A 21182-nucleotide genomic window follows, 5' to 3' on the forward strand; every position below is an offset into this window, starting at 1 on the left:
GGGGCAAGCTTAGAAGGACAGGCCCTGCAACCGTTCGAACAATTGGCCCAAACCTGTGCGGTCGAGGTTGGCAAAGGCAATGCGCACTTGCCGTTTCCCGTCCGGGTGGTGATCGGGCATGAACATGGTGCCGGGCAATAGCAGAACACCGGCTTCACGCACCAAACGCCGGGCAAGTTCGTCGGACGGAATGTCAAACGGGTGCTCCAGATAGGCGAAATACGCCCCAAGTCCCAAAAGACGCCAGCCTTTAGCTTCCAGTGCGGGTATCCTCTCAAGGATGGCAGCGCGACGGTCGAGTATTTCGTCGCGTTCGCCTGCCAGCCATTGCGACAAGTTTTGCATACCCCAAAGCGCGGCGAACTGTCCGATCTGACCGGGGCAAATGGCAACAGTGTCGAGAAACTTCTCGACCTCAGCCAGAAGTGCGGTGCCCGTTGCAATTGCGCCGACCCTGTGGCCCGTCAGCCTGTAGGCCTTGGAGAAGGAATAAAGGTGGATCAGCGTCTGATCCCAGTCTGGTTGCTGGAACAGGTCATGTGGTGGCCCGCTGCGACTGTCGAAGTCACGGTAGGTTTCGTCGACGATCAGGTGTATCCCGGTTTCGCTCGCAAGCTCAAAGAAGGCGCGGACAAGGTCTGCCGGGTATTCAACGCCGCCGGGATTGTTGGGCGTGACCAGAGCGATGGCACGTGTTTTGTCCGTGACCAGCGCGCGCGCGCGCTCAGGGTCGGGCAGCAAATCGTCGCCGGTCTTCAGGTCCACAGCGTGGACACCTGACATATCCAGCCACATTTTATGATTGAAATACCAAGGGGTTGGTAGAATGACCTCATCCCCTTCACCGGTGATGGCCGATATCACTGCTGAAAACGCCTGATTGCAGCCTGAGGTGATAGCAACCTGAGGTGCCCCAACCCTTGCTGCGTAGTGCGTGCTGATCTGCGCAGCCAGTTCCGCGCGAAGATCGTCATCTCCCAGCACAGGGCCATAAAGATGCGCATGGTCTTCGCGCACGGTAAATTCGGCCATAGCCTCGCGCAAGGCCAGCGGCGGCGGGTCAACCGGCGCCGCCTGGCTTACGTTGATCAGCGGGCGTTCGGGTGGGAACGTAACGCCTTCGAGCCATCGGCGCGCTTCCATCACTGGCGGCGCGAATGTTGCGGCGGTACGGCTGAGCGTCATGTGCTGCCTACTGATCTGAATTCAATCGGTGCCGCGATAGGGCTCGACATATTGAAGGGCCATGTCCCACGGGAAAAAGATCCATGTGTCCTGACTGACTTCGGTGATGAACGTATCCACCATAGGGCGTCCCTTGGGCTTGGCATAAACCGTCGCAAAATGCGCGTTCGGATACATCTCTCGAACCAGTTCCAGGGTTTTCCCGCTGTCCACAAGATCGTCGATGATCAAAATTCCGGTTCCGTCGCCCATTAACTTGGCATCGGGTGCTTTCAGAACTTCCGCCTCACCCTGAGCTTGATGGTGGTAGGATTTGACGCTGACCGTATCGACGGTACGAATATCCAGTTCCCGGCTGACGATCATCGCAGGGGCCATGCCGCCACGGGTGATCGCCACAACAGCACGCCAGCTGCCATCATCGGGGCCTTGCCCGTCCAGACGCCACGCCAATGCGCGCGAGTCGCGGTGGATCTGGTCCCAGCTGATGTGAAATCCTTTTTCGTGCGGCAGGCGGTCCTTAGCGCTCATGTTCTTAACCTTTTTCCACGTCAGGGGCGTCAACGGCCTTCATTCCGACAATATGGTAACCCGAATCCACGTGCAGATTCTCTCCGGTGACGCCGCTGCTGAGGTCCGACAGCAGGTACAGGGCCGACTTGCCGACATCGTCAATGGTCACGTTGCGGCGCAGCGGAGAGTTGTACTCGTTCCATTTCATGATGTAGCGAAAATCGCCAATGCCACTGGCAGCCAGGGTTTTGATCGGGCCGGCCGAGATCGCGTTCACGCGAATACCGTCCTTGCCCAGGTCCTCGGCCAGGTATTTGACCGACGCTTCCAGAGCGGCCTTTGCAACACCCATCACGTTATAGTGGGGCATCACCTGCTCGGCGCCGTAATAGGTCAGTGTTATGGCACTGCCGCCTTCGGACATCATCTTTTCCGCGCGCTGCATAACCGCGGTGAACGAATAGACGGAGACATCCATCGTCAGCGTGAAATTGGCCCGGCTGGTATCCACATAACGTCCACGTAATTCGTTCTTGTCAGAAAAACCGATGGCGTGAACGATAAAGTCCAGCTTGCCCCACTTCTCTTCCAGCGCCGAGAAAAGCCCATCAATTGAAGCCTCATCGCTCACGTCGCAGGGCAGAACGATTTCGCTGCCTAATTGCGCAGCCAGCGGGTCCACACGTTTTTTCAAAGCGTCACCCTGATAAGAAAAGGCAAGTTCAGCTCCGGCTTCGGACAAGGCGCGGGCGATTCCCCATGCGATTGATTTGTCATTGGCCAGTCCCATGATGAGGCCACGTTTGCCGGCCATCAACTGATTTGACATGTTTGGTTCTCCGCCTGTCTTCGCGTTAGATTGGCATGGTTTATGCCATTGGTAGCGCTGCATCAAGGCCGTGCGCTCTTGCTCGCAGCGGGTTCTCGCCTTAGGCTCGTCATTAATACTTTCCAGGGGATGGAAATGACCGAGCGTGATGGCATCTTTGCTGGCTCCGATCCGTTTGAAATTGCGGCCCGGTGGTTAGCTGAGGCTGAAGAGACTGAATTGAATGATCCGAATGCGATTGCGCTTGCAACCGTTGACCCGGACGGTTTGCCAAATGCACGCATGGTTCTGCTGAAAGAAATCGAAGCGGATTCATTTGTATTCTATACAAACTACGAAAGCGTCAAAGCGAACGAGCTGGATACGTCGGAAAAAGCTGCATTTGTAATGCATTGGAAATCTTTGCGGCGTCAACTTCGTGTTCGTGGTACAGTATGTCGTGAAAACGGGCCCCAGGCTGATGCGTATTATGCATCAAGGTCATTGAAAAGCCGGTTGGGTGCCTGGGCTTCAAAGCAGTCACAACCGCTTTCAAGTCGGACAGCTTTGATGGCAGAGGTCGCGAAAGTGACCGCTAAACTTGGGCCGAATCCACCTCGTCCTCCATTCTGGGGCGGGTACCGATTAACGCCGACAGAGATTGAGTTCTGGGCTGATGGAGCATTTCGCTTGCATGACCGGTTCAGATGGAAACGAATTGAGCCGGGATCGGCATGGCATGTTGAAAGGTTGAATCCATGACGTTCACGTGTCGTGAAATGCAACAGGCAGAAAGTAAACGATTTTTTCAGCTTGAATTTGCCCGCCAATCCCATAAACAACAGACCCTTAACGAACTGCTAAAATTCGCGATGGGAAAACCGTGCCAGAAGACCTGAACAACATGTATCGCGTCCGTGGACACGTGAAATGGTTCGATCCCGCCAAGGGATACGGCTTTGTTGTGTCTGACGAAGGCGGCCCGGATATTCTGTTGCACGTGAACGTATTGCGCAATTTCGGTCAGAGTTCCGTCGCGGACGGAGCGGGTATCGAGATCATGACACACCGCACGGACAGAGGTGTTCAGGCGGTTGAGGTTGTTGCAATTGACCCGCCAGCGCGCGCCGAGTCGATGATGTTGGCCGATTTCGCCGAGTTGGATCCGGACGCTATCGCAGAAGCCCCTCTGGAGGCCGCGCGGGTGAAGTGGTTCGACAAAGGCAAGGGCTTCGGGTTCGCAAATGTTTTTGGGCGCGGTGAAGACGTGTTCTTGCATATCGAAGTGTTGCGGCGCTCGGGGCTTGCTGACCTCCAGCCCGGAGAGGCGCTTGCGATGCGCGTAATTGATGGCAAGCGCGGCCGAATGGCGGCGCAGGTTCTCGCCTGGGAAGCCGCGCTGGACGGCTGACACTTCGATGACTCGTTTTCTGGTATTCTGGACACTTCTGATCACACTGTGGACAGGGGGGGCGTTTGCTGCGTGCAGCGTTGATCATATCACTCTCCGAAACGACAGCGCGACAATCCGATTTGACGTGGAAATGGCGGTTACGCCTCAGGAACGGTCAAAGGGGTTGATGTTTCGCGAGTCGTTGCCGAATCGATCCGGTATGCTGTTCGTGTTCGATCCGCCGCAACCTGTCGCGTTTTGGATGAAGAACACACTGATTCCGCTCGACATGATATTTCTGGACCGTACGGGCACAGTGTCACACGTGCATGAGAGTGCGATTCCCGGCGATCTGACACCGATTGAAGGTGGGGATGCCGTTTTTGCGGTACTGGAAATCAATGCCGGATTGTCCGCGCGCTACTCTATCGGCGTCGGCACTCAGATGCAGCACGAAATTTTTTCGCAAGGTCCTGCGATTTGGCCCTGTTAGGGCTTTTCAAATCAGATTGTCATCGTTAGGAAGGCGCACGGTCCGGGGCGTGGCGCAGTCTGGTAGCGCACCTGTTTTGGGTACAGGGGGTCGTAGGTTCGAATCCTGCCGCCCCGACCACTTCCTTCACACTCTCATGTAGGCGTTCCGCCCATCGCCAGATACAACGAGCTGATCGCCTGATCCAGCGCGTCACTTTCCAGTGGAACCTCAACGATTGCTCCGGTTTTCTGCGGCACTTTAAAGTACGATCGTGCGTCGACGCGATAGCCGGAACCTGTTTTTGACGATGTCAGGCGCATGACACTTTGGGGCAGGTCCTGCGGAAATCCGTCATAGTTCAGAATCAAATAGGCTGCCGCTTTTGGGGGCAGGTATTCGCTGCACTCAAAAGCCTGTTTGCCGATTTTCTCAAATACCTTGCCGGGTCCAGAACAACTGGATTCAAATGCCTCAAACAACCTTTGAGGCTGCGTTTCGAACAGCGCGCTACGTGACGGGGTGGGCGTTTCTTGTGGCGTGCAGGCCACGATACAGGCCAACGCGGGGATAAAGCGAAGCAACTTCATTCATTTGGCCTTTCTCATTCCGAAGTGAACCTTTGGTCGTTCAGCGTGGGTTCGACAGACCCGGCGAAGATGATTCCTTTACAGCCTAACCAGCGCGGCGTTGGTTGATCAAATACAGATAACTATGCTGGTAAAAACGGTAATTCGATTTGAGACTTCGAGATGTGACCGAGAATTTATCGAAGGCGAGCCTGTGGAGGAATCGGACCTTGAGTTTCACACCCCTCGTGTCTGGGTCTGGTCAACAAAAAAGATTTCAAATTTGGCTGAAAAAGGGCGTTGACCTTCTATGGCAATATACGTCAAATTGTATGAGCCGAAGAGATTGCCACAATATCTGGTGTTCAAGCCGGGACGGCAACAGGCGAGGGTCGGATAAGCACAGTCTATTAACGTGCAGCCGTTGTAACGGCTTTTTCGCTGTCCAAAACAGCGACCAGTACCTTTGCGCGCTTCTGTCGGCGTTGCGGGTGGTGCTCCGCAACTCAAAATGTAGTGCCGTGAACCGAAAATTAGGCGGAATTTAACTAGGGCTGCGGACATGAAGATTGAAAGAAAATTCACCAAACCAGATCAGGATGCCTATTCGGAACTGGATTTTGTGTCTGCGACATCTGAAATCCGAAACCCCGATGGAACCATTGTGTTCCGCCTGGAAGGGATCGAAGTTCCGTCAACCTGGTCGCAGGTGGCAAGCGACGTGATTGCCCAGAAGTACTTTCGCAAAGCTGGTGTTCCGTCCAAACTGACCAAAGTTAAGGAAAAAGACGTTCCTGAATTCCTGTGGCGGTCGGTTCCCGCTGAAGATGCTGAATTCGAGGGCGAAATTTCCTCCAAGCAGGTCTTTGACCGGCTGGCCGGTGCGTGGGCATACTGGGGGTGGAAAGGTGGCTACTTTTCGACCGAAGAGGATGCGCGCGCCTATTTCGACGAGATGCGGTACATGCTGGCGACTCAGCGCGCCGCCCCAAACAGCCCGCAATGGTTCAATACTGGCCTGCACTGGGCCTATGGAATCGACGGTCCGGCGCAAGGGCACCACTATGTCGACTACAAGACCGGCAAACTGACCAAATCCAAATCCGCCTACGAACATCCGCAGCCACATGCCTGCTTCATCCAGTCCGTCGATGATGATCTGGTGAACGAAGGCGGCATCATGGATCTGTGGGTGCGCGAAGCACGGTTGTTCAAATACGGCTCGGGCACCGGGACCAACTTCAGCCATCTGCGTGCGGAAGGTGAGGCACTGTCGGGTGGCGGCAAATCCTCGGGCCTGATGGGCTTTCTCAAGATCGGCGACCGCGCCGCTGGCGCAATCAAATCAGGCGGAACAACCCGTCGGGCAGCGAAGATGGTTATTGTCGATGCGGATCACCCCGACATCGAACAATTCATCGAATGGAAGGTGATCGAAGAGCAGAAAGTGGCCTCGATCGTTGCCGGATCGAAGATGCACGAGAAGATGCTGAACGGCATTTTCGAGGCCATCCGTTCGTGGGACGGTGCGCAGGACGACGCGTATGATCCCAATAAGAATGACAGCCTGAAGAAAGCGGTTCGCGAGGCGAAAAAGGTAGCGATCCCAGAGACTTATATCAAACGCGTGCTGGACTATACCAAGCAGGGTCACGACAGTATCGAATTTCCGACCTATGACACGGACTGGGATTCGGAAGCCTATAGCTCGGTTTCGGGCCAGAACTCGAACAACTCCATCCGTGTCACCAATGCGTTTCTGACCGCTGTTGAGAAAGACGCCGATTGGGAACTGATCAACCGAACTGACGGTAAGGTCGCCAAGACGGTCAAGGCGAGGGACCTGTGGGAGAAAGTCGGTCACGCTGCATGGGCCTGTGCCGATCCAGGTATCCAGTTCCACGACACGGTCAACGAATGGCACACATGCCCCGAAGATGGCGAGATTCGCGGTTCGAACCCGTGCTCGGAATACATGTTCCTGGATGACACGGCCTGTAACCTGGCCTCGATGAACCTGCTGACCTTCCTCAAGGATGGTGAGTTCCAGGCAGCCGACTACATGCACGCCTCGCGCCTGTGGACCCTGACGCTGGAAATCTCGGTGACCATGGCGCAATTCCCGTCAAAGGAAATCGCGCAGCTGTCGTATGACTTCCGCACTCTGGGCCTTGGTTACGCAAACATTGGCGGCCTGCTGATGAACATGGGCTACAGTTATGACTCGGATGAGGGGCGGGCGATCTGCGGTGCCCTGACCGCGATCATGACCGGTGTAGCCTATGCCACTTCAGCTGAAATTGCCGGTGAGCTTGGCCCGTTCAAGGGATACAAGCGCAATGCCGACCATATGCTGCGCGTTATCCGCAACCATCGCCGCGCGGCGCAGGGTGTGACCGAGGGGTATGAGAAGCTGGCCGTCAAGCCGGTGCCTCTGGACCATGGTAACTGCCCCGACAAGCGTTTGGTCGATCTGGCCATGTCGGCGTGGGACGAAGCGCTGAGCCTTGGCGAGCAGAACGGTTACCGCAACGCACAGGCCACTGTGATTGCCCCCACCGGCACCATCGGTCTGGTGATGGACTGCGACACCACGGGAATCGAGCCCGATTTTGCGCTGGTGAAGTTCAAGAAGCTGGCAGGCGGCGGTTACTTCAAGATCATCAACCGCTCGGTACCTTCTGCGCTGGAAAAGCTTGGCTATTCCTCGTCGCAGATCGAAGAGATTGTATCCTATGCGGTCGGCCACGGCACCATCGGCAACGCGCCGGGGATCAACCACACCTCACTGACGGGTCATGGCTTTGGCCCGAACGAGTTGGCCAAGGTGGACGCCGCGCTGGAAAGCGCCTTTGACATCCGGTTCGTCTTCAACCAGTGGACCTTGGGTGAAGATTTCTGCACCGGCGTTCTGGGTATTCCGGCGACAAAGCTGAATGACCCGACCTTCGATTTGCTGCGCCATCTGGGTTTCACCCGCGCGGATATCGATGCGGCCAACGACCATGTCTGCGGAACCATGACATTGGAAGGTGCACCGCATCTGAAGGAAGAACACTACGCGATCTTCGACTGCGCCAACCCGTGCGGTAAGAAAGGCAAGCGTTTCCTTGGGGTTGACAGCCACATCACCATGATGGCCGCAGCGCAAAGCTTTATTTCGGGCGCGATCAGCAAAACAATCAACATGCCGAATGATGCGACAATCGAGGATTGCCAGAAGGCCTATGAGCTTAGCTGGTCGCTGGGTGTAAAGGCCAACGCGCTGTACCGCGACGGCTCGAAACTGTCTCAGCCCCTTGCGGCTGCGCTGGTCGAGGATGATGACGAGGCGGCCGAGGTGCTGGAAAGCGGCTCTGCACAGGAAAAAGCCGTCGTTCTCGCCGAGAAGGTGATCGAGAAAGTTGTGGTCAAGGAAATCATCCGCAGCCATCGCGAGAAACTGCCGCATCGCCGCAAGGGGTATACTCAGAAGGCAATCGTTGGCGGCCACAAGGTGTACTTGCGCACGGGTGAGTTTGAAGACGGTCAATTGGGCGAGATTTTCATCGACATGCACAAGGAAGGCGCTGGCTTCCGGGCGATGATGAACAACTTTGCCATCGCCGTGTCGGTCGGCCTGCAATATGGCGTGCCGCTGGAGGAGTTTGTCGACGCCTTCACCTTTACCAAGTTCGAACCGGCAGGGATGGTGCAAGGCAACGACTCGATCAAGAACGCGACTTCGATCCTGGATTACATCTTCCGCGAACTGGCCGTGTCTTATCTGGACCGTACCGATCTCGCCCATGTGAAACCCGAGGGTGCTACCTTTGATGATCTTGGCCGCGGAGAAGAGGAAGGCGTTTCCAATGTCTCGGAAATCAGTGAAACTGCGGCGTCCAAGTCTTTGGAAGTGTTGAAACAAATCAGCTCGACCGGGTATCTGCGCAAGCGTCTGCCGCAGGATTTGATGGTGTTAAACGGCAGTTATGGCGACGTGGCCGGAATGTCGGAAACAGCAACTGTGTTCGAAGCGCCTGCCACCGAAACGGCAGTGGCAACCGGAATGGACGCCCGCACCAAAGCCAAGATGCAGGGCTATGAGGGCGACCCCTGTGGCGAATGCGGAAACTACACGCTGGTGCGTAACGGCACTTGCATGAAGTGCAACACCTGCGGCGCGACAAGCGGGTGTAGCTGACTTTAACGCCCCGGCACCCCGGGGCGTAGGGGTCGGACGCTGCCCTAAGTAACCGACCCCGACGAATACGGAGAACAGGTCTGAGACTTACCGACTGACCTTTCTCCACTCGGCCGACATGCCCGTGTTGGCCGGGAACAGGGTGGGGCGGAATATTTGCTCCCTCCCACTCTTTCACGGGGCGGGTGCGCTCGCCCCATGCGCAGTCCAGGCCGCAGGCAAAAAAACACCGGGCGGTCAACGAAATGAGCCTGGAAGGCGAAACTGACAGGGGGCTTCGGCCCCCTTTCTTTTTACCCGCCGAGTCGTCCCGGATAAGCGCCACATTGCCGGATTAAGGTGGTCCTGTCGGGCAAGAGCCGCCGACAACGGTTTCATGGCTTTCTTCAGGCGGTGAACCGCAAACCCGACTCGGGCAAACACGCAAAGATTGGCGTGAAATCACGAAGTTCTACCAAAACGCGTGACGCGCAGGGGCGTCCATGTGCTTCTGGGCGCTGTCCGGACGTAAACACAAACACACCTTTCAGGAGGCACTGAAATGAAATCGCATTATTTGATCGGGCTTTCCATGGCCGTTCTGGGCTTGCCCGGCGTTGCTTCGGCCCAATCCTCAGCCGATACCAACGGCGATGGTCTGCTGACCATCGAGGAAATTCAGGCGGTCGTACCGGAAGTCAACGCCGACACCTTCTCGGCCATGGATGCCAATGGTGACGGAGCGTTGGATGCAGACGAGGTTGCGATCGCGCAGGAGGCAGGATTGCTGCCGCCCAGTGACGGGTAGGCATTATACTAACAGGCGGCCCGATCCCTTTCGGGCCGCCTTTTCCATCACCTTAGGCGGGAAGATGGATTTTGAATTTTCTCCGAAGCTCCGCGTCCAGAATCGGGTCGAACCTTGCAGGGGAAGGGGTGGAAAGGATTTCCTCTTTCCTTGCCACGGCTTTTTCCACCAGATCGGGCTTGCCAAGCTCAACCCACTCTTTCGGCGAGGAGCGATCTCCGAATGTCGGATAGACGTAATCTGACTGCATCCGGCTCAGCGTTGCGTCAGTCCCCAGATAGTGGCCTGGGCCGCCCATGCAGACCGCCGCCATTTGATCCAGTGCCAGCGTGTCATCCGTCACTTCGATTCCACGTACACAGCGTTGCGCCTGTCCGATCAGATCGTCGCTGAGGATCAGGCTTTCCAGGCAGAACCCCAGCAACGAGGCATGCATCCCGGCCGCCTCATATACCATGTTCAGACCGGACAGACCTGCCATGACATTCGAACACATCTGTTCCCAGCCGGCTTGCATATCGGGCAGTTTCGAATCCGATGCGCCAGCCGCAGCTCCGCCCGGAAGGTCGTAGAACCGGTGCATCTGGGCACATCCGGCGGTCAGAAGGGCCTGTTCCCCTGAACCGATCGACATGGCACCGGTTCGCAGGTCCAAACCAAACGGCCAGGTGCCAAAAATCGCCGGAGCACCGGGACTTACGGCATTAACATAAACCAATCCCGCCAGGCATTCCGCAGTTGCTTGCGTGATCGCACCGGCGATGGTCGACGGCGCTGTAGCTCCGGCCATACCAGCAGATAGCAGCAAGACTGGCATTCCGGCCTTGATGCACGCTTCCATCACTTCGCAGCTTTCTGTCGCGAATTTCATTGGAGGAACAACAAAGCAGTTCGAGTTGGAAACGAAGGGCCGCTCGCGAAATTTGTCTTCACCGCCCGCAATCATATAGATCATCTCCATCGCCGGAGCGACGTGGCTTGGCTCGGTGAAGGATGTCCCGACATGTTTGAAGGACCCCGAACAGCAGGCGTAAATCGTGTTGAGGTCCATTTCGAGGTTGTCGGCGATGTCACGACAAACCATTGGCCGTTGCACAAAGTGGATGTTATCAAGCTGTTGGCAGATACGTGCGGCATCGTGCAGATCTTGCACGGTGGAATGACGATATTCCCGACCGTGGACGTCAACCATGGACACGGCGGCTCCGGCCGTACCGTAGTGCACTTTGGTGCCGGACAATTCCAGATCGGTGTTTCCATCCCGGCTGTACAAAGTGACCGAGCGGTTCGCCTTAGCAATCGTGTCCTCGACAAGGGCACGCGGGAAACGGATACGGCCATCGTCGCCCAAAGTGCAGCCCGCACCGACCAGATAGTCAATGCCACTTTGCGGGGCGTCCGCCAGGCCAATGGTTTCAAGCGCGGTCAGTGCTGCTTCGTGGATGCGTTCGATCTGCGCCTGCGTCAGTACATTCAGGACGCCGCCTTCCATTCCGGGGCGGACTGGTCGCAGGTGCTCGGGCAGTGCGGTTGCACGGGCAGCACGGCGCGCGGCGCGGCCGCCACTGCGCGATGAATTGCGGGGTTGGTCGTTCATTTCAAGAATCCGGTCGTTGAGTGATGTCTTAAGGTGTCAGCAAGCACACCTTTACGGCCGTCCCCGTGCGGCACGTCCGCGATCCGCCCCAATGGTGCGGCTGATCAGGCTGATTTTCCAGTCGTCGTCTGCCATTTTGTCCCTCAACGTCTTGCGCGACCATTCCAAAACGCGGCGACACAATCTGTTCTATTTGCGACCTTTGATAATTATTCACATGGACAATTCTTAGGGCTTTTGGGGTCAAAGAACAAAACGCCGAGATTTTCACCCGTTTTGGAAGAAATCTGTTATACTGCATTCACTTACTTCCAAGGTCTGCTGAGCGGAGTTGAATTATGACCAGCAGGTCACAGATTGAATTGAAGTCATGCCTCTGATCGAAACCAGAGCGGTGTTGCATTGAGCCCGACTATGAACCCTTTTTCCGTCCTTGTTGTTGCGATATTGATCGCCGGAGCTGGCCCTGTTGCGGCTGAGGATTGGACTGGCGGGTATGCAGGGTTCAGTTTTGGATTTGCAGATGCCGACGGTCCGGGCGGTGCGAATGGTGATGATACGGCCTTTGGTGCGCATCTGGGCTATGATCAGGACTTTGGGAATTTCGTTCTGGGCGGTGAGTTGGAATATAACCGGCTGTCCCTGAACCTTGGCCAGTCTCAGGGCAGTCTCGACAGCATGACCAGCTTGAAACTGCGTGGCGGATATGATTTTGGTAACGCTCTGGGATACGTGGTCGTGGGCGCGGCGCGGGCTGATACCTCGGTCGACAGTGACACGGCCGCGGTTTACGGAATCGGATTGGCCTATCCGATTGGCGAGAATTTCATCATCAGCGGTGAAGCGCTGCGGCAGAATTTCGACGATGTCACCCGATCCAGCGGCAGTCTGGACACCAATGTTTTCAACCTGCGTACGACATTTCGGTTTTGAATGCGGCTATTCAGCCGCGTTTCGCTTGGCGAGCTGCGCTGAAAATGCGCACAGGGTTCTCAAGGCACTAACAAATTTCTCATCATCCACGGTCATGGCAACCCGAATGTGACCCGCTGCGGCTTTGCCAAAGCTTTCGCCCGGCATGACGGCAATCGCATGAGTGTCCAGCAGGGCGTTCGCAAACCCTTCGCCCGTCAGCCCGGTCGCCCGTATATCCAGCATCAGATACATAGAACCCTGCGCCGGGACGAGCCCCACTGTGTTCTGTGCCGCCAATACGTCTATCGCCAATGAACGGCGGCGACGGAATGGCGCGGCGATCTTGTTTTCAAGTTCCTGTCCTGCGGTCAGTGCAAAGCTGGCCGCGTCCTGAATGAACCCCGGAACGCCATAAGTTGTATGAGTAGCCAGATCTATCAGGTGGCGGATCACGTATTCCGGACCAACGATCCACCCGCATCGGGACCCGGTCATGGCATGTGATTTGGACATTGATCCAACCACCAAGGTACGATCGGCCATTCCGGGCAGCGCGCGGGCGGACAGGTGCTCGCCCTCCCAGATCTGGGTGTCATAGACTTCGTCTGATATCAGCCACAGGTCACGGCGTTGGCAAACATCGGCAATGGCTTCAAGTGACTGATGGGAATACACCACTCCGGTCGGATTGTTCGGTGTGTTGATCAACAGCGAAACCGCGCCTTCCGCCGCCGCATCAATCAAGTCTGCGCGCGGTTGAAATGCATCTTCTGCGGTGGTTCGAACAGCGCGGGCAATGGCCCCGGCACCGCGAATCGTTCCGGGGTAGGTGGCATAATACGGGTCCAGATACAGCCCGGTGTCGCCGGGATCGCACACCGCCATATGCGCGGCGAAAAGGGCGGACTGCCCACCGGGCGTGATCAGTACATTGTTACGCGTCGTTGGGATACCTGTGCGGGACTGAACCCGGGCAGCAACCGTATCGCGCAGCAAATCTGTTCCGGGCACCGTGGCATAACCGGTGTGACCGTTGCGGGCCGACAGGTCCATAGCGTGCAGGATCGACGAGTCGGTACGAACGTCATGCTCGCCGATTGTCAATTCTGTCACAGCATGCCCTTCATTCAGCATCCGTCGGGCCCGATTGAACACCTCCCACCCGTCGCTGCCGCCGGTGATCTGCGTGATGCGCTTGGACAATTCCATGACAAGGGCCCCGGTTACTCTGCGCTGAATGGGACAGAGCGGCAGGCGTTTGTCAATCAGCTTCGCGGCGCTATCGAGGCCTGAAGTTTTTTGGTCAATGATGCGCGGACAAGGTCATAGGACACAGTCAAACGATGGCGCATTTCGTCTGCACCGGTGTCAAACGGAAGACGCACCCAGCTGCGGTGGAAATAGGGGGCTTTTATGCCGATCCCAGTGTCTATCAGCATCTGCGCCGTTTCGATATCGGGCGTTTTTACGGAAACACCGTCATTTGCGATCCCGATACAGGCGAACATTTTGCCACCAATTTTCCAGGCGTCATGGCCACCGCCCCAGGGATCGGACAGTTCAGCGCCGGGCAGCGTTTTGCAGATGGAATTGACGAAATCTCGGTCCATGTTCGGCACTGTGCCGAACGGGGATGGCAAACTCAACACTTGGCTTGGGAATGATCCCATGCTAACCGATGTCCCATGAACCCGGTGACCTGCATCATTATTATCTGCTGCATTACCTGCTGATTTATCAAGCGGGCCGGTTTCTTTCGTTTTCATCCCTGAGACAAGTTGCTAAGCCCGCGCCAACGCGCAAGCCTTTGCTGTTTCTTAGGAGCCCGACCGATGACGACGATCAAGCTGCACAACACACGGACGCGGACGAAGGAAGACTTCGTACCGATCGATCCTGAAAACGTGCGGATGTATGTCTGTGGCCCAACGGTCTATGATCGTGCCCATTTGGGTAATGCCCGCCCGGTGGTTGTGTTCGATGTGCTCTACCGCCTGTTGCGTCACGTCTACGGCACAGATCACGTGACCTATGTGCGCAACTTCACCGACGTGGACGACAAGATCAACGCAACGGCATTGGCGCGCAAACAGGCGGGTGCAGAAGGCACGCTTGAGCAACTGGTGCAGGAGCGGTCGGACGAGACCATCGATTGGTACTTGCACGACATGGGCGCGTTGGGAGCGTTGGAACCCAACCAGATGCCACGCGCGACCCAGTATATCGCCCAGATGATCGCGATGATCGAAGACCTGATTGCAAAGGGTCACGCCTATGCCGCCAAAGGTCATGTTCTGTTCGCGGTCGACAGCTGGAAAGAAAGCTATGGCAAACTGTCTGGCCGGTCGGTCGATGACATGATTGCGGGGGCGCGGGTCGAGGTCGCGCCATACAAGAAAAACCCGATGGACTTCGTGTTGTGGAAGCCTTCGACTGATGATCTGCCGGGCTGGGACAGCCCGTGGGACCGGGGACGTCCGGGCTGGCACATCGAATGCTCGGCCATGAGCTATGAACTGCTGGGCGAGAGCTTTGATATCCACGGGGGTGGCAATGACCTGATGTTCCCGCATCATGAGAACGAGATCGCCCAGAGCAAATGCGCTCACCCGCATGGGGAGTTTGCGCGGGTGTGGATGCACAACGAGATGTTGCAGGTTGAGGGCAAGAAGATGTCCAAATCTCTGGGCAATTTCTTTACCGTGCATGATCTGTTGGAGCAGGGTGTGCCGGGCGAGGTAATCCGCTTCGTCTTTCTGCAGACGCATTATCGCAAGCCAATGGATTGGACCGAAAAGAAGGCGCGTGAGGCCGAGGCGACGCTGCGCAAGTGGCGGGCGCTGACAGCGGGCATCGAGCCCGCAGCCAACGCGGCACCTGAAGTCATCGCAGCACTAAGTGACGATCTGAATACGGCAGGTGCCATGAGCGAGCTTTATCGTCTGGCTTCAGACGGTGACGCCGCAGGTCTGCTGGCCAGTGCGCAACTGCTGGGTTTGCTTTTACCTGAGATGAGCGACTGGGCAGATACCGCATCTGTCGATTTGACCTCTCATGCGGACCGTTTAGCGAAGGCACGCGAAATCGCAATGCAAAGCAAGGACTTCTCGGAAGTTGATCGCTTGAAGGCAGCTTATGTTGCGGCAGGGCTTGAGGTTCGAATGAGCAAGGACAGTGTCGAACTGGTGCCCGGCACCGGTTTTGATGCTGCCAAGCTGGAGGAGGTCTGATGACTAAGGAACGCCTCTACCTCTACGACACAACCCTGCGCGATGGGCAGCAAACGCAGGGCGTGCAGTTCTCGACCGCAGAAAAAGTGCAGATCGCGCAGGCGCTGGACACTTTGGGTGTGGATTACATCGAAGGCGGTTGGCCCGGCGCTAACCCAACCGATAGCGCGTTTTTCGAGGTGGCACCAAAGACCGCGGCCCGGTTGACGGCGTTCGGCATGACCAAACGCGCAGGACGATCAGCCGAGAATGACGATGTGCTGGCAGCCGTGATGAATGCGGGAACGCAGGCTGTTTGTCTGGTCGGCAAGTCGCATGATTATCACGTCACCCACGCGCTTGGCATTTCACTGGAAGAAAACACGGAAAACGTGCGCGCCTCGGTCGCGCATATCGTCGCGCAGGGGCGAGAAGCGCTGTTTGATGCGGAACATTTCTTTGATGGCTACAAGGACAATCCGGAATATGCCGTGGATGTTTGTCGCGCAGCGCTTGAGGCTGGCGCGCGGTGGGTTGTCCTGTGTGACACCAATGGTGGCGCTTTGCCGTCCGAGGTTGGGCGAATTGTATCCGAGGTGATCGCAGCCGGGCTGCCCGGTGATCGGCTGGGCATTCACACCCATAACGATACCGAAAATGCCGTTGCCTGTTCTCTGGCTGCTGTTGAGGCCGGTGCACGGCAAATTCAGGGAACATTGAATGGTTTGGGCGAACGTTGCGGTAATGCGAACCTGACCGCTTTGATCCCGACGCTGTTATTGAAGGAACCCTATGCGTCGCAGTTTGATATTGGTGTCAGCCGTGAGGCTTTGGCTGGTTTGACCCGGATCAGCCGGATGCTGGATGATGTCCTGAATCGGGTGCCCAGCAAGCAGGCGGCTTATGTCGGGGCGTCGGCTTTTGCACATAAGGCCGGACTGCACGCCAGCGCGATCCTCAAGGACCCATCGACATATGAGCATGTGGACCCCGCAAGCGTCGGGAACGCCCGCATCATTCCGATGTCGAACCAGGCTGGTCAGTCAAACCTGCGCAAGCGTTTGACCGAGGCTGGTTTGCGTGTTGAGGCAGGTGACCCCGCACTTGGCCGCATCCTTGACCAGATAAAGGCCCGCGAGGCGGATGGATATTCCTATGACACCGCTCAGGCCAGTTTTGAACTGCTGGCGCGGGAAGAGCTGGGTCAATTGCCTGAGTTCTTCGAGGTCAAGCGTTACAAAGTCACCGTTGAACGGCGTAAGAACAAATACAACAAGATGGTCAGCCTGTCCGAGGCCGTTGTTGTCGTAAGAGTGGATGGTGAAAAGAAGCTGTCTGTCAGCGAATCCATGGACGAGTCAGGCAGCGACAGGGGGCCGGTGAACGCCTTAGCCAAAGCCTTGGCCAAGGATCTGGGCCAGTATTCACAGGTGTTGTCAGATATGCGTCTGGTCGACTTCAAGGTGCGGATTACGCAAGGCGGCACCGAAGCGGTCACGCGTGTCATCATCGACAGCGAAGACGGGCAGGGGCGGCGCTGGTCCACCGTGGGCGTCAGCGCGAATATAGTCGATGCGTCTTTCGAGGCGCTTCTGGATGCGATTCAATGGAAACTGGTGCGCGATTGTGATCCGAAAAAGGCAGCAGCCGAGTGAGCGTGGTCTTTGACCAAGACGTCAAGGCCTGCGCGGAACTTGTGCAACGGGCTGATCCAGATCGTTTCCGCGCTGCGATGGCTGCACCGGTGGCAGACCGTGCAGTCCTGTTCCCGATTTACGCGTTAAACGTCGAAGTTGCCCGCGCGCCCTGGGTGACGCAAGAGCCGATGATCGCCGAGATGCGGCTGCAATGGTGGCGTGACGCGCTACAGGAAATTGCTGAAGGGGCAACCGTACGGCGGCACGAGGTAGTAACACCCTTGTCACAGGTTCTTTCGCCCCATCTGGCTGGTGTTTTGGATGAATATGTGGCCGTAAGGCGTTGGGATATATATCGTGATCCGTTCGAGGATCAGGAGCACTTTGACGCCTACATCGATCACAGCACGGGCTCATTGGTTGTTGCATCAGCCCAGGCGCTGGGGGTGGCCGATGAAACTGTGTTGCGTGACTTTGGATATGCGGTTGGGGTGGCGAACTGGCTCAGGGCTATTCCTGAACTGGAACAACGCGGGCGGATACCGCTTTTCGACGGTACCCTTGAAGGGGTGCGTGCCTTGGCCGGAACCGCCTTGAATCGCCTGCAAAAAGCCAGATCGCATCGGGCTGAAATTTCGGCCGAGGCACGGCCGGCATTATATTCCGGGTGGTTGGCCGAACGGATTTTGAAGCAAGCAATAGCTAGCCCAGAACGTGTTGCCTCCGGTGATCTTGTTCCGGGAGAAATACAGCAACGGCTGTCCTTGATGTGGACTGCGGGCAGCGGGCGCTGGTGATCAGGCCCGTTCCGGGTCGGCCGGTCGCAGAACCAGCCACAACAGGGCCCCGCCTGCCAATGTCAGCAACGGAATCATGGCAAGGTTGACTGCTGTCCACCCTTCAACCGGGGAACCGCCCGAGCAGTTCATCAATCCACCCGAAGCCAGCGAGGCCATAGTCACTCCGCCAAACACCAGCAGGTCGTTGAGGCCCTGCATCCGGCCGCGTTCCTGCGGTTCATGCGATGCGGCCAGCATCGTGGTCGCGCCGATAAAGCCAAAGTTCCACCCAACACCAAGAAGAATGAGAGCGACGAAAAAGTTCCCTAAATCAACGCCCTGCAAAGCGACCAGGCCAGCGGCTGCAAGAATTGCCAGACCCAGCGCCACAATCCTTTCGATGCCAAACCGGGCGATCAGGTGACCCGTAAAGAAACTGGGCACATACATGGCAAGCACGTGGCTGGTGACGATGTCAGCGGCGTCATTGGCCGAGTAACCACAACCTACCACGGCCAACGGCGTCGAAGTCATCACAAGATTCATCAGCGCGTAAGATACCATGGCACATATGATGGCCACGGCGATGCGGGGTGTTTTCAGCAATTCCAGTCGCGATCGTCCCTTGGGCTCGGTGCCGGTGGGTTTTGCAGGTGTTGGGATATCAAGGAAGAAGAACAGGGCGGACCCCAGAACATTGATCCCAATGACAGCCAGATAGGTGCCCAGAAACGGGATGACGTAGGCTTCGGACGTGAGCTTTACGATCTGCGGGCCAATGATGGCAGCTGCCAATCCACCAGCCATGACATAGGAAATCGCTTTGGGGCGGAACTCGTCCGATGCGGTGTCCGCTGCGGCGAACCGGTAGAATCCGTGGGCGCTCATGTAGATGCCTGTTAACAGGCTGCCGACCAAGAAGACGGGGAAAGAGCCAAGAAACAGGCCATAGGCTCCGATCAGCCCGCCCAACGCACCGGATGTCGCGCCAACAAGGAACCCGACCCGACGCCCCCATTTTTGCATGATGGCCGAGATTGGCGTGGCTGCCAGCATTGATCCCAGAACAATCAGCGAAATGGGCAATGTTGCCAGGCAAGGATTGGTCGCCAGCGACTGACCCGCCAGCCCTCCGACGATGAACATCATTGGCATCTGCGCGCCCAGAATGGCCTGCGCCGCCACCAAGACGGCAACGTTGCGTTTGGCCTGACGGTCATCGGGAAGGGTCGAGATCATGGTCATGGCGGAATGGTTATCGGCTAAGTGTTTGCGGCACAAGCCGGTTGCATCTGCGGCACATGCGCCTAACGTGCCAGTGACAACCGAGCAGGGAGGCTACATGCCCGTTGGCCGCATCATCGAAACGCCGGATTGTGTGGCGGAAGGGGCTGAATGGCTGGCCCAGAGCTGTCCGCGCATGGCCTATGCAATGGAACAGACTGGCCCATTGCCGTTACGTCGCCGTCCCGATGGGTTCGCGCAGTTGCTGAGTGCCATTGTCAGCCAACAGGTCAGTGTGGCTTCGGCCAATGCAATATGGAAACGCCTGCAAGATGCCAAATTGACGGGTCCGCGAAAGATCATGTGGGCAACGGATGACGATCTGCGGGCCGTAGGGTTAAGCCGTCAGAAGATCCGCTATGCAAAGGCGTTGGCAGAAGCGCGTATAGATTACAAAGCGTTACGTGATGCTCCTGATGCAGAAGTTGTGGCCACGCTGACGCAGGTGTCTGGCATCGGCGTCTGGACTGCGGAGATATACGCCATGTTCTCGCTTGGTCGCGCTGATGTGATCGCCCCCGGCGACCTGGCGCTGCAAGAGGCCGCGCGCATCCTTTATGACCTGCCCAACCGCCCAACAGATAAAGAACTGCGCAAGATGGCCGAGGCCTGGTCGCCCTGGCGCTCGGTTGCGGCGCGGGTGCTGTGGGCCTATTACCGGGTTGCAAAGCAAAGAGAAGGGATCAGATGACACGGGTTTTGAATGCGCTCCGGAAAGAACCTGTTTCGGGCGACACGCGCTCGGTTGTGGTGTTCGTACATGGCTATGGCGCAAACGGTGCCGATCTGCTGGGTTTGGCCGACCCGCTGGGTGAACATCTGCCCGACACATTGTTCGTGGCCCCGGACGCGCCCGAGCAGATCCCCGGAATGCCCAATGGTTTTCAGTGGTTTCCCATTCCCTGGATTGACGGGTCGTCCGAAGAAGAGGCGCGCAGGGGCATGGAAATGGCGGTCGAGGATTTCAACGCCTTTCTGGATGCTCTGATGGTGGATGAAGACCTGTTGCCAGAACAGGTTGTCCTGTTTGGTTTCAGCCAGGGCACGATGATGAGCCTGTATGTCGCGCCCCGCCGCGAAGACCCCGTGGCCGGAATTGTCGCTTTCTCAGGCCGTTTGCTAGAGGCGGACCTTCTGGCAGACGAAACCGTCAGCCGGATGCCTGTACTGCTGGTGCATGGCGATGCCGACGACGTCGTCCCGCCGCAATCCTTGCCCGAAGCGGCAGAGGCCCTGCAATCCGCCGGTTTCAAAGAGGTCTATGCCCATGTCATGAAGGGCACTGGGCACGGCATCGCCCCGGACGGGCTGAGTGTGGCTCTGGCCTTCATGCGCGACAAGCTGAGCCTTTAGCCAGTAAGGTCAGTTCAGCGGAACACGGTCGTTTTGTATTGGTTCAAGACCAAAGATGGGCTTCCGCAAATTCGACTGAGTTTCCGGCCGGGTCGCGCACGTACAAGGAACGTGCGCCTCCGGGCCAGTCAAACTCTGCATCTACGGGGACATTCCAGTCCAGAAGGTGCTTGCGCATTACCGCGATTTCATCTCGGGTCAGTACAAGACACACGTGTCCTGCACCACGGGCGCCGTGGGACGGAACAGGCATGTTCGGGTTGAGGGGCGGCTGTTCCGTCTGTTCCGGGTTAAAGATCAGCAGCACCGATCCGCCAATTCGGTAAAACACGTGGCGGTCGGCGACACGCTGAATGCGTTCCAGGCCCAGTACTTCGCCGTAAAACTGTTCCGCTGCGTCCAGATCATCGACATAAAGCGACGCTTCCAGAATCGCCGAAGGGGCCGGTATTCCGGGAGTTAGTTTCATGACCCGAGTTTAGCAGATCAGGGCAGGGT

Annotated in this window: 20 protein-coding genes and 1 tRNA gene; 12 read left to right on the forward strand and 9 right to left on the reverse strand. The window is 57.1% G+C overall.

The window, feature by feature from the left end; genetic code table 11:
• Positions 1–9: 9 nt before the first annotated feature.
• Genes AC2FPW_RS02400 through fabI form a run of 3 tightly spaced genes read right to left on the reverse strand, consistent with a single transcriptional unit; the run spans position 10 to position 2527 of the window.
• Positions 10–1185: an aminotransferase gene (locus tag AC2FPW_RS02400; RefSeq protein WP_496812451.1), complete on the reverse strand. Its 1176-nt coding sequence runs from the start codon at positions 1183–1185 to the stop codon at positions 10–12.
• Positions 1186–1206: 21 nt separating this feature from the next.
• Positions 1207–1716: a xanthine phosphoribosyltransferase gene (gene gpt / locus AC2FPW_RS02405; RefSeq protein WP_267365342.1), complete on the reverse strand. Its 510-nt coding sequence runs from the start codon at positions 1714–1716 to the stop codon at positions 1207–1209.
• Positions 1717–1720: 4 nt separating this feature from the next.
• Entirely contained in the window at positions 1721–2527 is an 807-nt protein-coding gene (gene fabI, locus AC2FPW_RS02410) for an enoyl-ACP reductase FabI (protein WP_267365343.1), read from the reverse strand.
• 135 nt (positions 2528–2662) lie between these two features.
• On the opposite strand from fabI, the gene pdxH reads away from it, so the two are divergent.
• The 4 genes from pdxH to AC2FPW_RS02430 all read left to right on the forward strand — a co-directional run bounded on the left by pdxH (position 2663) and on the right by AC2FPW_RS02430 (position 4512).
• Entirely contained in the window at positions 2663–3268 is a 606-nt protein-coding gene (pdxH, locus tag AC2FPW_RS02415; RefSeq protein ID WP_496812452.1) for a pyridoxamine 5'-phosphate oxidase, read from the forward strand.
• 142 nt (positions 3269–3410) lie between these two features.
• Positions 3411–3917: a cold-shock protein gene (locus AC2FPW_RS02420; RefSeq protein WP_245220458.1), complete on the forward strand. Its 507-nt coding sequence runs from the start codon at positions 3411–3413 to the stop codon at positions 3915–3917.
• Positions 3918–3924: 7 nt separating this feature from the next.
• Entirely contained in the window at positions 3925–4392 is a 468-nt protein-coding gene (locus AC2FPW_RS02425) for a DUF192 domain-containing protein (RefSeq protein ID WP_496812453.1), read from the forward strand.
• A 43-nt stretch (positions 4393–4435) separates the two neighbouring features.
• Positions 4436–4512, forward strand: a tRNA-Pro gene (locus tag AC2FPW_RS02430).
• Positions 4513–4526: 14 nt separating this feature from the next.
• On the opposite strand, the gene AC2FPW_RS02435 is transcribed toward AC2FPW_RS02430, so the two are convergent.
• Positions 4527–4961: a hypothetical protein gene (locus AC2FPW_RS02435; protein WP_267365347.1), complete on the reverse strand. Its 435-nt coding sequence runs from the start codon at positions 4959–4961 to the stop codon at positions 4527–4529.
• A 541-nt stretch (positions 4962–5502) separates the two neighbouring features.
• Here AC2FPW_RS02435 and AC2FPW_RS02440 point away from each other — a divergent pair.
• On the forward strand, positions 5503–9123 hold the full coding sequence (locus AC2FPW_RS02440) for a vitamin B12-dependent ribonucleotide reductase (protein WP_496812454.1): 3621 nt from the start codon (positions 5503–5505) through the stop codon (positions 9121–9123).
• A gap of 541 nt (positions 9124–9664) precedes the next feature.
• Positions 9665–9910, forward strand: coding sequence for an EF-hand domain-containing protein (locus tag AC2FPW_RS02445; protein WP_209596397.1), 246 nt, complete (start codon positions 9665–9667; stop codon positions 9908–9910).
• 52 nt (positions 9911–9962) lie between these two features.
• Here AC2FPW_RS02445 and AC2FPW_RS02450 read toward each other — a convergent pair whose 3' ends face one another.
• The gene (locus tag AC2FPW_RS02450) at positions 9963–11507 is read right to left on the reverse strand and encodes a trimethylamine methyltransferase family protein (protein ID WP_496812455.1); all 1545 of its coding nucleotides are present in this window, start codon (positions 11505–11507) and stop codon (positions 9963–9965) included.
• A 414-nt stretch (positions 11508–11921) separates the two neighbouring features.
• On the opposite strand from AC2FPW_RS02450, the gene AC2FPW_RS02455 reads away from it, so the two are divergent.
• A complete protein-coding gene (locus AC2FPW_RS02455; RefSeq protein ID WP_496812456.1) occupies positions 11922–12440 on the forward strand; it encodes an outer membrane protein in 519 nt (172 codons plus the stop codon).
• 6 nt (positions 12441–12446) lie between these two features.
• Here the strand turns inward: AC2FPW_RS02455 and AC2FPW_RS02460 are convergent, their stop codons facing one another.
• Positions 12447–13631, reverse strand: a complete 1185-nt coding sequence (locus AC2FPW_RS02460) for a pyridoxal phosphate-dependent aminotransferase (protein WP_496812457.1) — start codon at positions 13629–13631, stop codon at positions 12447–12449.
• Between the two features lie 56 nt (positions 13632–13687).
• Complete coding sequence (locus tag AC2FPW_RS02465) at positions 13688–14032, reverse strand: MmcQ/YjbR family DNA-binding protein (protein ID WP_480564624.1); 345 nt, start codon at positions 14030–14032, stop codon at positions 13688–13690.
• Between the two features lie 222 nt (positions 14033–14254).
• Between AC2FPW_RS02465 and cysS the strand changes: the two genes are divergently transcribed.
• The 3 genes from cysS to AC2FPW_RS02480 are packed head-to-tail and all read left to right on the forward strand — an operon-like array spanning position 14255 to position 18065.
• A complete protein-coding gene (gene cysS, locus AC2FPW_RS02470; protein WP_496812458.1) occupies positions 14255–15652 on the forward strand; it encodes a cysteine--tRNA ligase in 1398 nt (465 codons plus the stop codon).
• On the forward strand, positions 15652–17286 hold the full coding sequence (cimA, locus tag AC2FPW_RS02475) for a citramalate synthase (RefSeq protein WP_267364474.1): 1635 nt from the start codon (positions 15652–15654) through the stop codon (positions 17284–17286). Before cysS ends, cimA begins: the two co-directional genes overlap by 1 nt.
• Before the next feature lie 2 nt (positions 17287–17288).
• Positions 17289–18065 (forward strand): squalene/phytoene synthase family protein, encoded by a 777-nt coding sequence (locus AC2FPW_RS02480; RefSeq protein ID WP_496812583.1) that lies wholly within the window; start codon positions 17289–17291, stop codon positions 18063–18065.
• Here AC2FPW_RS02480 and AC2FPW_RS02485 read toward each other — a convergent pair whose 3' ends face one another.
• Complete coding sequence (locus tag AC2FPW_RS02485; protein WP_480480803.1) at positions 18066–19292, reverse strand: MFS transporter; 1227 nt, start codon at positions 19290–19292, stop codon at positions 18066–18068. It abuts the gene before it with no gap.
• A gap of 97 nt (positions 19293–19389) precedes the next feature.
• On the opposite strand from AC2FPW_RS02485, the gene AC2FPW_RS02490 reads away from it, so the two are divergent.
• Both AC2FPW_RS02490 and AC2FPW_RS02495 read left to right on the forward strand, forming a co-directional pair.
• A complete protein-coding gene (locus AC2FPW_RS02490) occupies positions 19390–20022 on the forward strand; it encodes a DNA-3-methyladenine glycosylase family protein (RefSeq protein ID WP_267364472.1) in 633 nt (210 codons plus the stop codon).
• Positions 20019–20684, forward strand: a complete 666-nt coding sequence (locus AC2FPW_RS02495; RefSeq protein WP_267364470.1) for an alpha/beta hydrolase — start codon at positions 20019–20021, stop codon at positions 20682–20684. Before AC2FPW_RS02490 ends, AC2FPW_RS02495 begins: the two co-directional genes overlap by 4 nt.
• A 43-nt stretch (positions 20685–20727) precedes the next feature.
• Here AC2FPW_RS02495 and AC2FPW_RS02500 read toward each other — a convergent pair whose 3' ends face one another.
• Entirely contained in the window at positions 20728–21153 is a 426-nt protein-coding gene (locus AC2FPW_RS02500; RefSeq protein WP_496812459.1) for a VOC family protein, read from the reverse strand.
• Between the last annotated feature and the right edge of the window lie 29 nt (positions 21154–21182).

Source organism: Ruegeria sp. SATB027, assembly GCF_059613825.1.